The sequence below is a fragment of the Ornithinimicrobium pekingense DSM 21552 genome (genome assembly GCF_000421185.1).
Classification (GTDB): Bacteria; Actinomycetota; Actinomycetes; order Actinomycetales; family Dermatophilaceae; genus Ornithinicoccus; species Ornithinicoccus pekingensis.
In genome coordinates, this window is the sequence record NZ_ATWJ01000004.1 from 1 (window position 1) to 12,304 (window position 12,304).

Consider the following 12,304-nt stretch of genomic DNA (forward strand, 5'->3'; position numbering starts at 1 on the left):
AACGCTGCCTCAAGCGTTACGTCGCCCGAGACATCTACCGGCTCCTCGAGCACCACCCCGACCAGGCAAACGCTTGACGGACCATAGGAGCGTCATAACGCTCGGCGAGGGGATACCTGAGAAGGCACTGCGCTTTGGCGTGGTCATAGGCCTCTTCCTGCTCCGTGGCGATCTCGACCCGGAGGGAACCATCTCCCTGGAGGGCCACAGACCAGCCCTGGTCCCGCAGGCACCTTTCCAGCAGGAGGAACTGCTCATCCGGTGAGACTTCCCTCACCGGCGTCACGTCGCCGGTGAACCCGACATCCTTTGCCACGTGCTCCTCCGGCGACAAGCCCGAGGGTCCAGGGGTCGCAGACGCACCCGGCGTGGACGTCCCCGACCCCGAGCACCCCGAAAGCAGCACCACCGACGTCACCGCGGCGGCGGCCCACCTTCGGAGGGAGCACGTCACGGGTAGAGCACCTCGTCAGGGGGACCAGGACACACGCCATAGAGAGCCTCGTCCATCGTCTCGATCAGGCCGGCCTGCACCTCCGCCCCCGCCTGCTCGGCGACCCGCTCCGCCGGAAGCCACTCCGGGTTGGCAAGGAAAACCTCCCTGGTCGGGATCTCCCCAACCTCCCACCCACGCTGCTCGAAGCAAGGAACGGTGTGCTCCACCCACCAGTCGTAGAGCACACCGAGCTGGGCTGCGGTGAGGGGCTGGGCGTACTTCTCCTCGACCGGATACTGCTGGTAGCAGACGTAGAGGGCCAGATCCAGCGCGTCCTCCTGCCCCACCGGCACCTCGATACCCCCGTCCGGAGCCTGCGGCCACCCCGCGTCCCGCAGACATCCCCGCAGCACCTCCTGGGACTCCTGCGGGGTCACCTGCCGCACCACCGCTACCTCGGGTGGGTCCGCAATGCCCATATCCGCCGCCATGTCCTCGCTCCCCGACGCGCCCTCTCCGTCGACCGCCTGGCCCGGAGACTCCGCAGCGGTCACGGGCACTGGCTGCGGCGGGCTCGAGCACGCCGCGATCACCACACCGGCAACCACAAGAACTGCCCCAAGCCCCACCCCACTGGTTGACATGTGGGCCACCCTAGTCAGTTGACCGGGGCCGCGTCGGCACCTTCACTCACGTCAAGCACGGCGCATTCTTAGGTGAGCGCCGGTTGCGCCCTGCCCCGATCTCGTGTGGCCCGGACCGGGCGGACTGGATCGCTTTGGCGCACGACCCTGGTGAGACGGGTCTATCACCGATGTCGCCACGGACTGCGCAACGGGTCGTTCGCGGCCGGCGGCAGAGCCAGGTGTGGGGGCATCAGAGCTCGCGGAGGCGATCAGCCAATGGCCCTAGCTGGTTGTCGACGATGTCGAGAATCAACGCGGGATCTATGCGGAAGTACTCGTGCACGACGACGTTGCGCAGACCGGCCATCGCTGACCATGGGACCTCTGGTGCGCGGTCGCGCGTCTGGCTGGGGAGCGCCCGAACTGCCTCACCGATCACGGCAAGGTTGCGCAGCACAGCGTCGTAGGCCATCGCTCGAAGGTCCTCGGACCCCAGATGCGGCGTGTAGTTCTGGCAGCGCTCGATGGCGTGCAGGATGTCAGCGAGCCGGTCCTGCTCGGATCGACTCACACCGGTACCGCGTCGGCCAGTGCCGTGGCCGATACCTCATCGCGTAAGAGGGACGCGGTGACCACGTCGACCCGTCGCTCCAGGACCTCGCTGAGGTCCTCACTGATACCGGCTACGCGCAGCAGAGGATTGCCCCCATCTGGCAGCAGGTCCACGAGAATGTCGAGGTCGCTGTCGGCGGTGGCGTCACCGCGGGCTACCGACCCGAAGAGTCTCGGGTTGGTCGCACCATAACGCTGGAGGATCTCGTCGAGGACGCCACGGTGCGAGGCAAGAGCCGCCCGAAGGGCGACGCTGTCGGACGTGACGGTGCTCATGCTTCAAGGGTAGAGGGCGCACATACTCACCTGCACAGAACTCGCACGCAGCGGCAGATGAGTGCGTGCCCGGAGGCGCTGACTGATCTACGTGGTTAGGGGACGTCAGGGTCGGGGTGGTCCTCTCGATACTCGTCGGCGTCGTCTTCGGGGATGAGACCTTCATCCGCGAGCCACTCAACGGCTCGCCTGTTGGCGCGGGCCTCTCGGAAGGCCTGCCAGGCCGGTAGGAGCTCGGGTAACTCTTCGTACAGCGCGTTCTTGAACCGCCGGAAGGCGCCCTTGCCTGCGATGGCTCGCGTGAGTCGGCGTCCCGCGGTCACATCGCTCAACCGGTCCGCGAAGTCGGCCATGTCTTGGTACCAGACGTACGTCGGGAGCGGATCGATCGGCGTGAGGTCCACGTCCTCCAGGTCCACGGCGTTTTCCCCGTCGAGGCCAGTGTCAGAGGTCCAGAAGGCCACCTGCCCCGACTTAGGGTCGATCAGCCACCGATGGTCGTAGTCGGTCTGGTCGGACAGTGCCGTTGCGATCTCGTCCAAATCAAGCTGGCTGAGCTTGAGCATGACCCCACAGTAGAAGGGACGACGTCGACGTAGCGGCAGTCCGCCCACGGGCACGTCATCGGCGATCCCCCCTAGACGCACTCGCCGCCGCCCGGACGGTGTTCCGCGGAACACTTTGCCCCGGTGCGCAGCCGACCAACCCGCGGCAGGAGCGTGCGTCCTCCGCGTGGTGAGCAAGTGGTTCTGCCCGGTTCCCGGCCTTCTGGTGGCCGCTGGGTCATACTCGCGTTCATGGGTTTTCCAGAGTGGGACGCTTGGGGTGGGCTCCAGGGTCAGAGTCGCGGCGGTACGGGCCGTATCCGGAAGCGGCGGGCACTCTCGGCGCTGTTGCTGGCCGCTGTCCTACCTGGCTGTTCCGCAGCCCTCGGTGACTCCACTGCCTTGCAGAATCCAGAGGGTTCTGGGGAAATTTGTGTGCCCGCGAACAGCGACGGGCTGGCCACGCTGGGGTTTCACCAACTCGTCAACACCTCGGATGGGGCTGTGCACATCAAGGACGTGTCACTCGTCGAGCCTGACAATCTCGCCGTCGAGCGCTGGGCACTGGTTCGGCAGGGCGACTACTTCATGGCCGCCTCCGGGGGTTGGCACCCACCTTCACCCGAGTTAGAAATGGACGCAGTACCTGCCGAAGCAGAGGTGCGGCTCGTCCTCGGGCTGAAGGTTGGACAAGGGGCGCAAGAGCTGAGCCGAGCTTCCGGCGCCCGCGTCACGTACGAGGATGCCGGCGGGCGCACGGGAATGCTCAATACGCCGTATGCCATCACTCTGACGACCGGGGACCAGTGTCCGTGACTCTAATCACCATCGGTCGTTAAGCTGCGGTGCAATCCAGGCGCTGGGACAGCAGTGCTGTCTCCGTCGTCCAGGCGTCCGGAGCGCTGGCCCTACGCGGCAGAAGCGGATGGTTCTCCTACTACTCCGCAGCGATTGCGAACTGGCGATAGCGGCTGGGTTGGCCGAGGTGAGTGGCAACGTCGCCATAGCCGGTTTCCGCCATGCCTAGTCTTTGAAGGATGCGAATCGAGGCGCGGTTCGCGTCCATCGCTTCGGCCCAGATCTTCTTGAGCCCGAGCTCCTGGAACCCGTACTTGAGCCCCGCGGTGGCGGCCGCAATGCCCAGTCCTTGGCCCCAGACTTCGCGAGGGCCGACGAGGAAGCCCAGCTCGCGACGGTCGGGGTCGCTGCCATGAAGATCGACGTAACCCACCAGGTGCCCGTCCTGGACGGCGGCCAGGCGCAACAGGTCAGCAGGTGGATCCGCGATCAGGCGGTGTTGGAACGCTCGGTGCTGCTCCACCGGACGGATGCTCCAGCCGGCTGCGCGGCAGAAGTCCGCGTCACAAGACCAGGCAGCGATCAAGTCCGCGTCGGCCGCGCCCAGCCCACGGAGGGTCACCCTCGACCCCAGCCCCGTCATGCCGTACACCCGGCCAAATGCCACGAAACCCAGCGAGGGATCGCCTTGCGACGTCGGGAGGTCATCGTCTGGGCTCGCCACGCCCCCACCAATCGACCGGAGGCTCGTCACGGGTGATCAGGGACGCGGTGAGATCGACCGGCCCGAGGTTGCAGTACTTCCACAATTGCTTGGCCGCGCGCGAATACTGAAAAAGAACCTGGTCGACCTCGAACGCGTCCATCTGACCAGACCGGAGGCCGTCGATCGCCTCACCGACCCGCTCCACAAGTTTGCTCAGCTCGGCCTCGTGATAGGCAGCCACGGCCTCCCGCGCAGCCCGCTGCTCCGCCTTGCTCGACACGCTACAAGGCTACCGTCGGGCGGCCACTGCCTGCCCACTCGCGACGGATGTCCCTGACGCAACTCGCGGCAGACATCCCAGGTTCTGGTTCTGTCAAGCGGCGTTGTTGAGGTGCTGCTGCCAGGCGGTGTTCTCGTCGTAGAAGGTGCGGTCGCGTAGGCAGCCGTGGAGGATGCCGACCCAGCGGTTGGCGAGCTGGCGCAGGGCGGCTTGGTGGCCGACGCCTCGTCTCCGGAGGGCCTTGTAGCAGGCGCGGGCGCCGGCTGAGCCGCGCATGGAGCAGAACGCCCACTGCTGCAAGGCGTCGCCGAGGCGCCGGTTGCGGGCGTACCTGGCCAGGACCACTTTTCGGGTGCCTGAGGCTCTGGTGATGGGTGCGGTGCCGGCGTAGGCGTTGCGGCACTTGGCGTCGGCGTAGCGGTGGGGGTCGTCGCCGAACTCGCCGAGGATCCGGGCACCGAGGATCACACCGAGGCCTGGCAGGCTGGTGTAGATGTCAGCGTGCCGGTGCCGGCCAAAATGTTCGGCCACCACCTGCCCGAGCCGCTCGACCTGGGCGTTCAGCACGGTGATGAGCGCGACCTCGGAGGTCACGATCGCGGCATAGGCGTCCTGGATCGGGCCCGGTTGCCGCAGCTCGGGTGCGGTCAGGACGTGCCGGATCTTCTCGGCACGGGCGGGCACGTCGCGCCCGGTGCGCATCGGCGGTGTCCGACTTCGCCCCCGAGGTGGAGTGCCGCTCCCGGTACCGGGCGACCGACTTCGGGTTCAGCCCGTACACCGTGTACCCGGCCGCCACCAGTGCTCCGACCCACGGACCGCGGTCGGTCTCGATACCGACCATCACCTGCGCGGCCGCCTCGGCCTAGTTGCGGCCATTGCTCAGCAGCGTGGAGGAGGACTTCCGGCGATCTAATGGTCAAGTGCTCACCCGAACGATCTGGGGGCACGTCATCCCAGCAGCGGTCACGCCTCCTCACGACCGGCGGGCGCACGGTCTGCCGCGAGACCTCAACGATCAGATGCGTGGAGTGCTGACCCGCCGGCCGCTACCGGAACCGAGCCTGCCAGAGGATCGGTACAACCCATTAGATGCGTGCGTCCACGGACGACGTCCAGCCGCGAGCCCGCGGTCGGGGGTTGCCTTGTCAGTGCTGGGTGATACACCGTGCCCATGACTGACGCGAACGTCCTGCCACCGTTTCAGGTGTCCCACTCGGCTGTCCAGGCCATTCAAGATCTCGGCGGCGCCGTGCGAATCGACATAGAGGATGGCGGTTGTTGCGGAACCACCTATGTCTTCGAGCTGGTGGACCCCCAGTCACACGCTGTTGCCCAGGACGCCCAATACGGCTGTCCTGGTGCGTGGCTTTTCGTGTCACCCACCGCAGCGCCGATTCTCAAGGAGGCTGTGCTCGACTATGGAGCGGCCCTGAAACCTCCGCGTTTCCGGATTCCCCGCAACCCGAATGTCGACAATGTCTGTGCCTGCCGACGCTCGTTCGGCGACCCGTGGCCCGGACCACGGCAACCGGCATGCCGGTCGTACATGCCAATGCCCTGGGACACCGAGTACGAACCGCCCCGAGCCTGGCGTCGACAGACTGGATGGACAGCGCCGAACGAGACGCCCGCGGACGAGTAGCCACCTTGACCCAGCGGCACAGACGCGATGAGCGTGACCGTGTACGCGGCAATACCGGTTGCCTACTCGTGTGAGCCGGACGTCGTCTGCAAACCGTGCTTCCGCACGTAGCACGCCGGCGGCAAGTGCTCAGGCGCTTAATTCGTCTTCGTCGGGTTCTCTCGATTGGAGATCTGCAGAGATGGGTTCTCCTCGCAGGATGGCCTCTCGGTCCTCCTCTGTGAGGCCGCCCCAGACGCCGTAGGGCTCGCGGACGCGCAAGGCGTGCTCGCGGCACTCGGCCAGGACGGGGCATTGCTCGCAGACGGCGATGGCGCGCTGGTCGCGGCGCCGGCGGGAGGGGCCCCGTTCGGCCTCGGGGTGGAAGAAGAGCTCGGGGTTCATCGTGCGGCACAACCCCTTGTGCTGCCACTCCCACAGCTCGGCGATCGGCTCGGGCACAGTACTCATAGCAGCTCCTTTGAGGTCCTCGGCTCGTCGGTGGGCATGGGACAGGTCGGAGTTAGGGGGATGGCGGGAGCGGCAAGGTCTACGACGACCTGGTCGTAGGGCGCGTCTCCGCGGCGGACGTCGATCCGCTCGCGCAGCGCCGCGCGTCGGGCCAACCAGTTCTGCAGCGTTGCCAGCGGTGATCGAGAACGCCGACGGGGCGCCTCCCAGGGAGCTCGGGGGTGCTCTGCTGCCATGTGACCCCTTCGATTGCTTACGCCGTACACATTGCTGTTTACGGCGTAGACTCTAGCGGATCTGGGAGGCTGGTCAAGGACCGCAGAGAGCAAGGAGTGACATGCCGCAGGAGGAGCTCGACCGTGAGCGTGTGGTCGCGGTGGCGCTGGAGCAGATTGATGCCGGAGGCCCTGGAGGGGTGAGTCTGCAGGGGATCGCGGCCCGGCTGGGAGTTCCCGTCCCGGACCTGTACCGGGTCGTGACGGGCCAGGAGGACCTGCTAGAGGCCATCGTGGCGCATCTGGCCTCCCGGATCGAGGCGCCGTTGGACGAGCAGCTGACGCGCAGCTGGCAGGGTTACCTGCAGGCGCTGGCCCACCGCGCTCGCGAGGTCATGGCCGAGCACCCACGGGCCTTCGCGTTGCTGGCGACCCGCCATCCGGCCGCGCCCTGGCTCAGGCCGCCGCTGCGCAGCCTGTCGCTGGTGGACGACTTCCTGGACCGGTTGATCGGTCATGGTTTCCGCGATGCGTCCGCGGTGCGGACCTACCAGGACTTCACCTCCTTCCTGCTCGGGCACCTGCTGCTCGAGGCCAGCATGCGCGGTGCGGAGACCAGCCCGCCGGAGGTGGCCCTGGACGAGGGCCGGGCCGAGCTGCCCACGACCGACGGTGAGCAGGACGTGCGTGAGCACGCCCACCTGGTCCGGCTGCGGCCGCTGCTGGCCCAGGACACCAGCGAGGAGCAGTTCGAGACCGCGCTGGAGACCCTGCTGAACCGGCTCGAGATGGAGCTGATGCATTAGTCCCGCTACCGGTACGGATAGGCAGAGCGCCCGGCCGCCCCTCGCGGGACGGCCGGGCGCTCGTGTCCTGGCGCTGCTGGCTCAGCGACGCGTGGTGTCGGGCCTGGTGGTGGTGTCGTCCTCGACGACGTCGACCTCCTCGCGGGCGACATTGGTGGTCACGTCGCGCTCCGCGGTGACGGTGCGCCGGTCGATGCCCACCTCCTCGGTGGCCACGACGTCCTTGCCGACGACCGGGCGCTCCTCATGGACGGCCACCTCGACCTCGTCCTCACCCAGGTCATCGGTCGTCGGGGTGTCGCCGTGGACCGGCTCACGGACGATCTCGTACTCCTCGCGCTGCACCGGCACGGTGACGGTCTCCTGCTCGGTGACCACGTGCTTGCGCAGCCGGACCCGGCCGGTCTGCACCTTCTCGGTGCCGACCCGCACCTGCTCCTCGAGCAGGGTCATCCGCTCGTCGTCGCCGCGGCGCTCCACATCGCCCCGGTCACGGTCGCGGTCGTCCCCACCCGCACCGGTGACGCCGGCAGTGTCGACCCGGCCACCCAGCGGCTCGCCGTCGGTCGCGCCGCTCGAGCCCACCTTGTAGTAGCGGTACAGCTCGTCCTGCTCGGCCTCGGACAGGTGGGCGTCGGACTCCATGTTCGGGGCGTCCTTGACGTAGGACTTCTCATACGGGACGCGGACGCGGCCGTCGGCGTACTCGGCGTCGTCCAGCGGCACGAACGACTCGCTGGTGCCGAAGAAGCCGGTCTTGACCGTGACCCAGGCGGGCTGCCCGGTGTCGTCATCGAGGTAGACCTGACCGACCGACCCCAGGGTCGACCCGTCCCGGTCGACGACCTCGGCGGTGTACAGCTCTTCGATGTGCTCAGTGGTGATGCTCATCCTGCGCTCCCTTCTGCTGTGATCGGCGGTTCCGAACTTTTACACCGTAAACAGACGGTGCCGTGGACGGCATCCCGAACGGGCACCACCCCACGAGGTCGGCTACCGAGCGTGGTGACGAAGCAGGTGGCGAAGGCGGGTGCCTACACTGGAGCGGATGCAGGCGCACCCGGTGACACCCACGGCCGCGGCGTCCGGCCGCAGGCCGGGACGTCGGGGCCGTCCGGCGCTGGACCGCGACCGGATCATCACCGCCGCCCTCGAGCTCATCGACGAGACCGGTGTCGAGGCGCTGAGCATGCGCTCCCTGGGTAAGCACCTCGGCTTTGAGGCCATGGCGCTCTACCGCCACGTCGAAGGCCGCGAGGACCTGCTCGAGGCTGTGGTGGACCGCCTCATGTCCGGCCTGGAGCTCCCCCCCGACCCCGACACCTGGCAGGAGTACCTAAAGGTGGTCGCCCACCAGGTCCGGGGCCTGGCTCAGCAGCACCCGCGTGCGTTCCCCCTCGTGGCCACCCGCCACCCAGCCGCCCCCTGGCTGCGCCCCCCGCTGCGCAGCCTGGACGTCGTCGAGCACTTCCTCTCCACCCTCCGGGCGCAAGGCTGGTCACCGACCGGCGCCGTCGAGGCGTACCAGGCCTTCTCCAGCTTCCTCCTCGGCTACCTCCTGCTCGAGGCCGCCAACGCCGGAGCCCCGACCGGACCTTCCGATGCGCCCCTGGACGAGGGCCAGTCCCGCACCGGGACCAGCCCTGCCGTCGGACACGACAGTGACACCGACCTCAGCGGCTACCCCGTCCTGCGAGAGCTCCGCCCTCATCTGGAGGAAGACAGGACCGACGCCGAGTTCGCCGCCGGCCTGACGTCCGTCCTCGACCGCCTCAGCAACCTCAAGTAGGTCACCACCTGATGCGGCTCGAGCGGTAGGGACGCTGCACCACCTCGCTTGGACGCAATTTCCCGCAGACACCGCAGGGGACGTGCTGTTTACGCTGTATGATTCTGGAAGGCGCGATAGGACGGGACACCCAGGACGCTAGGTGGAGGCCGGCTGGGGGAGTTCGCGCGGTGTTGACGCTTGGAAGCCGGCCTCCTCCGCCGGTATAGGAGCCAACCCACCACCCTCCGCGCACTAGCGTGCGTCCCCACACTCCATGCGGCATTTCCGGACGTCGAGCCCCAGCGGCGGCTATGGTCCGGGGCATGAATGTCACAGGGATAGAAGCGCTCCTTCTTCTCGTGTGGATCGTCCCCGTCGTCATCCTCTACTTCGTCGTGCGGCTGGCGGTTCGGCACGGCATCAAAGACGCGCGGCGCGATCACGCCTGACCTCAACGGCAGTTCGCTCATTCGAGCGACTGGCGGCGGTTGCGTCCCCGAGTCGTCGGAACCCAGATGCCCACCTCGCGTCCAAGCCCATGTACACAAGGTCTGGAGGCCACGCATGCGACGACGCTCAGCATTGGCAGGCTCAGCCCTGGCGGTTGTTGCGCTGAGCGGATGCGCCGTGAACGGCCGAGCACGAACGGCGGCTCGGTGACGTCGGGGGTCTCGCCTGCAGTCTCCAGTCGCGAACCTCTCGCAGGTGACGCTGCCACCTGGTCGCTGGCGCCCGAGGAGCTCCTGGACCCGAAGACGACCTTTCTCGTCGTCGAGGTGACGCGGCTGGGATGCGCCAGCGGGATCACCGGCACCGTTCTCGACCCGCAGATCCACTACGACGAGACGCAGGTCCTTCTCCGCACCGACGTCGAGAAGATCGGGCCGGGGGCACACGAGTGTCAAGGCAACGACGCAGTCCCGGTGGAGATCCACCTGGATCAGCCCCTGGGGGTCCGGGAACTGGTCGACGCCGCCTGCCTGCAAGGAGAGGCCGTGGGCACGGCCGCATGCACCGAAGCGGTGCGCTGGGCGCCGCCTGCGGGCCTGACTCGCCACGACGGAGTACCGGACTGGCAGCCACCGCCTGACTACTCCTTCGTCGTGCAGAGTTCCTGCGGGGAGCAAGCCTTCATCGGGGAGTACGCAGTCCGCGTTGAGCAGGGCGCCGTCGCGAGCGTCGATCCGCTGAGACGGGGCTTCGACGAGACCGGCGTCGACTCCGTGCCCAGCCTGACCGCCATGCTCGACCTTGCCCGGCAGGCCGAACGCGAGGGCGCAGCCGAGGCCTGGGTCGACCAGGACGGCGTGCCTCGATGGTTCGACCTGGACCTGCGGCTCGACAGCATCGATGACGAGAACTGCTTCCTCATCACGCACTACGAGGAGCATTGACACCGACAACGAGTCGGGCTGCGGCAGTTGAGTGCGCATGGCACCGGTCGTCTCGATGAAGGCGTGTCGCTCAAGACCTCGACCATCTTGCAACCAAAGGTGTCGAATGCACGAAGGCCTACTCCGACCTGGGGATCACCGCTTCCCTGGTGCCCCACGCTCCCACCAATCGATTGACGGCCGGTTGCCGATGATGAGGGACACGGTCAGGTCCACCGACCCGCTGTTGCAGAATTTCCACAGCTGCTTCGCCGCGCGCGAGTATGGAAGAGGGCTTCGCCGACCGCGAAGGCGTCGAGTTTGCCCGATCGGAAACCGTCTATGGCCTCACCGGCCCGTTCGACCAATCGGGCCAACTCGGCCTCGTGGTAGGCAGCGACGGCCTCCTGGGCAGTTCGTCGGTTCGCCTCACTCGACACGTTTCGAGGCTACCGTGGATCGCCGACCCAAGCCCAGCGTTGTGGTCCTCAGGCTCGACTCGGCTCGCCGCGAAGTAGGACGCGCCGCAGGCAAGCATCCGCTCGTCGCAGGATGGGAGTATCGCGTCATGCTTCAAATCTCTGAGGATGGCTCCGCGGTGGCTCTGCGCTGGAGCAACGGCGGTCGACATGCCCAAATCGAACTCACATCCCCCAAGCTCCGCTATCACGATCCCTCCCCTGCGAGGCTGGCCATCAATGACATGGTTGAGTACACCGTCGCCCTCTCGGGCAACGGATTGTCGGCAGAGGTGCTCGTACTAAGCCTTGACAAAGCTGGTCATGGCTTACCCGCCTTCGTTGAGGAACTAGCCGAGGATTTCCGCGGCTGGGATGGCACCCGTATGTGGGAGAACGCCGATCACGACTTCGGCGTCGAGGCTGAGTGGACCACACGCGGGCACGTCGACCTCCGCTGGTGGATCACGCCCAGCATCTACGACAAGTGGACGGCATCAGTTGTCGTCCAGGTCGAAGCCGGCGCTGAGATGTCGGGTCTCGCTCACGCCCTAGCATCGTTCTTCGCCATCTGATCCCCACTTCCGAGGGCACGCACACCGTCGGGACCGTCGCGCCACGCGGCACGCGGCATGGTCGGACGCTACGCGATCATAGCGGCAGAAGTGTGCGGATAGCGCCGTCACTCGACGAGCTCCTAGGGCCTACGCCTTTCGATCGCCGAGCCAAGGGTCGAGGACGTGCAGAATGCGTTCGGCGGTGACGACGATGTCGTCGTGGATCTCCAGCCGGTCCTGCCTCATGTAGTCCTTGTCTTCCATCCAGACGAAGAGTGACCACAGGCGAGCAAGATCAGGAGTGCCTTCTCCAGCCTGCCAGTGCACGAACGACAACAGCTCAGCATCACTCAATTGGCCCCGCTGCCAACGACGAATCTGTCCTTGCGTCGCTCGGACCGCGGTAGCCACCTCGTCGAGCACCGGCATCCCGAGTTCTTCCCTGGCGGCTGAGACAGTGTCCTTGAGGTCGAACTCGTCTCTTGGTCCGGTGGCGGGTTGGCTCGCCAGGGCGACCACGGCCGGCCCATCGCATCCGTCTGCCAGCGCGTCCGCGGCCGCAGCCACTAGTTCATCCCACGATGGGACCCCTAGGTCGTACAGCGCGAGCTGGTCTCCGAAACGCTGCAATCCCAACGACACGGTCGAAGCGTAGGAGGGACTGTCCGCCGAACGGTGTTTCTGGCCTGACTGTGAGGATTCCCTTCGCAGCCTGATGGTGATGGGCTGTGGCTGGTGGCCGCGAGCGTG

General features: G+C 67.0%; 15 protein-coding genes and 1 pseudogene. 6 read left to right on the forward strand and 10 right to left on the reverse strand.

Annotation, left to right across the window (positions count from 1 at the left end; translation table 11 throughout):
• Nucleotides 1–450: 450 nt before the first annotated feature.
• From K330_RS0101955 to K330_RS0101970, 4 genes are all read right to left on the reverse strand, one after another.
• Nucleotides 451–873 carry a hypothetical protein gene (locus K330_RS0101955; protein ID WP_156875651.1) on the reverse strand — a complete coding sequence of 141 codons (423 nt, stop codon included), beginning with the start codon at nucleotides 871–873 and terminating at the stop codon, nucleotides 451–453.
• Nucleotides 874–1,312: 439 nt separating this feature from the next.
• A complete protein-coding gene (locus K330_RS0101960; RefSeq protein ID WP_022920177.1) occupies nucleotides 1,313–1,633 on the reverse strand; it encodes a HepT-like ribonuclease domain-containing protein in 321 nt (106 codons plus the stop codon).
• Nucleotides 1,630–1,950 carry a nucleotidyltransferase family protein gene (locus K330_RS0101965; protein WP_022920178.1) on the reverse strand — a complete coding sequence of 107 codons (321 nt, stop codon included), beginning with the start codon at nucleotides 1,948–1,950 and terminating at the stop codon, nucleotides 1,630–1,632. Before K330_RS0101965 ends, K330_RS0101960 begins: the two co-directional genes overlap by 4 nt.
• A gap of 95 nt (nucleotides 1,951–2,045) precedes the next feature.
• Nucleotides 2,046–2,516: a UPF0158 family protein gene (locus tag K330_RS0101970; RefSeq protein WP_022920179.1), complete on the reverse strand. Its 471-nt coding sequence runs from the start codon at nucleotides 2,514–2,516 to the stop codon at nucleotides 2,046–2,048.
• Nucleotides 2,517–2,930: 414 nt separating this feature from the next.
• Here K330_RS0101970 and K330_RS0101975 point away from each other — a divergent pair, with 414 nt between their 5' ends.
• Entirely contained in the window at nucleotides 2,931–3,311 is a 381-nt protein-coding gene (locus K330_RS0101975; RefSeq protein WP_022920180.1) for a hypothetical protein, read from the forward strand.
• Nucleotides 3,312–3,432: 121 nt separating this feature from the next.
• On the opposite strand, the gene K330_RS22370 is transcribed toward K330_RS0101975, so the two are convergent.
• From K330_RS22370 to K330_RS0101995, 4 genes and pseudogenes are all read right to left on the reverse strand, one after another.
• Nucleotides 3,433–4,017, reverse strand: a complete 585-nt coding sequence (locus K330_RS22370) for a GNAT family N-acetyltransferase (RefSeq protein WP_022920181.1) — start codon at nucleotides 4,015–4,017, stop codon at nucleotides 3,433–3,435.
• Nucleotides 3,998–4,279, reverse strand: coding sequence for a hypothetical protein (locus K330_RS0101985; protein ID WP_022920182.1), 282 nt, complete (start codon nucleotides 4,277–4,279; stop codon nucleotides 3,998–4,000). The genes K330_RS22370 and K330_RS0101985 overlap by 20 nt, the downstream gene beginning before the upstream one ends.
• Nucleotides 4,280–4,372: 93 nt before the next feature.
• Nucleotides 4,373–4,861 (reverse strand): annotated as a pseudogene (locus tag K330_RS23985) (transposase); the annotation flags it as partial.
• Between the two features lie 1,192 nt (nucleotides 4,862–6,053).
• Nucleotides 6,054–6,374 carry a WhiB family transcriptional regulator gene (locus K330_RS0101995; protein ID WP_022920183.1) on the reverse strand — a complete coding sequence of 107 codons (321 nt, stop codon included), beginning with the start codon at nucleotides 6,372–6,374 and terminating at the stop codon, nucleotides 6,054–6,056.
• A 337-nt stretch (nucleotides 6,375–6,711) separates the two neighbouring features.
• Here K330_RS0101995 and K330_RS0102000 point away from each other — a divergent pair, with 337 nt between their 5' ends.
• Nucleotides 6,712–7,395, forward strand: coding sequence for a TetR/AcrR family transcriptional regulator (locus K330_RS0102000; RefSeq protein ID WP_022920184.1), 684 nt, complete (start codon nucleotides 6,712–6,714; stop codon nucleotides 7,393–7,395).
• Between the two features lie 81 nt (nucleotides 7,396–7,476).
• Here K330_RS0102000 and K330_RS18545 read toward each other — a convergent pair whose 3' ends face one another.
• The gene (locus K330_RS18545; RefSeq protein WP_022920185.1) at nucleotides 7,477–8,286 is read right to left on the reverse strand and encodes a DUF2382 domain-containing protein; all 810 of its coding nucleotides are present in this window, start codon (nucleotides 8,284–8,286) and stop codon (nucleotides 7,477–7,479) included.
• A gap of 157 nt (nucleotides 8,287–8,443) precedes the next feature.
• On the opposite strand from K330_RS18545, the gene K330_RS0102010 reads away from it, so the two are divergent.
• The 4 genes from K330_RS0102010 to K330_RS0102025 all read left to right on the forward strand — a co-directional run bounded on the left by K330_RS0102010 (nucleotide 8,444) and on the right by K330_RS0102025 (nucleotide 11,572).
• Entirely contained in the window at nucleotides 8,444–9,184 is a 741-nt protein-coding gene (locus K330_RS0102010) for a TetR/AcrR family transcriptional regulator C-terminal domain-containing protein (RefSeq protein WP_022920186.1), read from the forward strand.
• Nucleotides 9,185–9,489: 305 nt separating this feature from the next.
• Nucleotides 9,490–9,615 (forward strand): hypothetical protein, encoded by a 126-nt coding sequence (locus K330_RS24440; protein ID WP_268238307.1) that lies wholly within the window; start codon nucleotides 9,490–9,492, stop codon nucleotides 9,613–9,615.
• A gap of 171 nt (nucleotides 9,616–9,786) precedes the next feature.
• Nucleotides 9,787–10,560 (forward strand): hypothetical protein, encoded by a 774-nt coding sequence (locus K330_RS22375; RefSeq protein ID WP_156875652.1) that lies wholly within the window; start codon nucleotides 9,787–9,789, stop codon nucleotides 10,558–10,560.
• Nucleotides 10,561–11,107: 547 nt separating this feature from the next.
• Nucleotides 11,108–11,572, forward strand: a complete 465-nt coding sequence (locus K330_RS0102025; RefSeq protein WP_022920189.1) for a DUF6228 family protein — start codon at nucleotides 11,108–11,110, stop codon at nucleotides 11,570–11,572.
• Between the two features lie 129 nt (nucleotides 11,573–11,701).
• Here the strand turns inward: K330_RS0102025 and K330_RS0102030 are convergent.
• The coding region (locus tag K330_RS0102030) for a hypothetical protein (RefSeq protein ID WP_237740615.1) at nucleotides 11,702–12,304 on the reverse strand (603 nt) is incomplete at its 5' end.

Excerpts from the sequence above, each read along its gene's own strand:
- K330_RS0101965 (WP_022920178.1), bottom strand. The coding sequence starts at position 1,950 with ATGAGCACCGTCACGTCCGACAGCGTCGCCCTTCGGGCGGCTCTTGCC.
- K330_RS0101970 (WP_022920179.1), bottom strand. The coding sequence starts at position 2,516 with ATGCTCAAGCTCAGCCAGCTTGATTTGGACGAGATCGCAACGGCACTG.
- K330_RS0101995 (WP_022920183.1), bottom strand. The coding sequence starts at position 6,374 with ATGAGTACTGTGCCCGAGCCGATCGCCGAGCTGTGGGAGTGGCAGCAC.
- K330_RS0102000 (WP_022920184.1), top strand. The coding sequence starts at position 6,712 with ATGCCGCAGGAGGAGCTCGACCGTGAGCGTGTGGTCGCGGTGGCGCTG.
- K330_RS18545 (WP_022920185.1), bottom strand. The coding sequence starts at position 8,286 with ATGAGCATCACCACTGAGCACATCGAAGAGCTGTACACCGCCGAGGTC.
- K330_RS0102010 (WP_022920186.1), top strand. The coding sequence starts at position 8,444 with ATGCAGGCGCACCCGGTGACACCCACGGCCGCGGCGTCCGGCCGCAGG.
- K330_RS24440 (WP_268238307.1), top strand. The coding sequence starts at position 9,490 with ATGAATGTCACAGGGATAGAAGCGCTCCTTCTTCTCGTGTGGATCGTC.
- K330_RS22375 (WP_156875652.1), top strand. The coding sequence starts at position 9,787 with ATGCGCCGTGAACGGCCGAGCACGAACGGCGGCTCGGTGACGTCGGGG.
- K330_RS0102025 (WP_022920189.1), top strand. The coding sequence starts at position 11,108 with ATGCTTCAAATCTCTGAGGATGGCTCCGCGGTGGCTCTGCGCTGGAGC.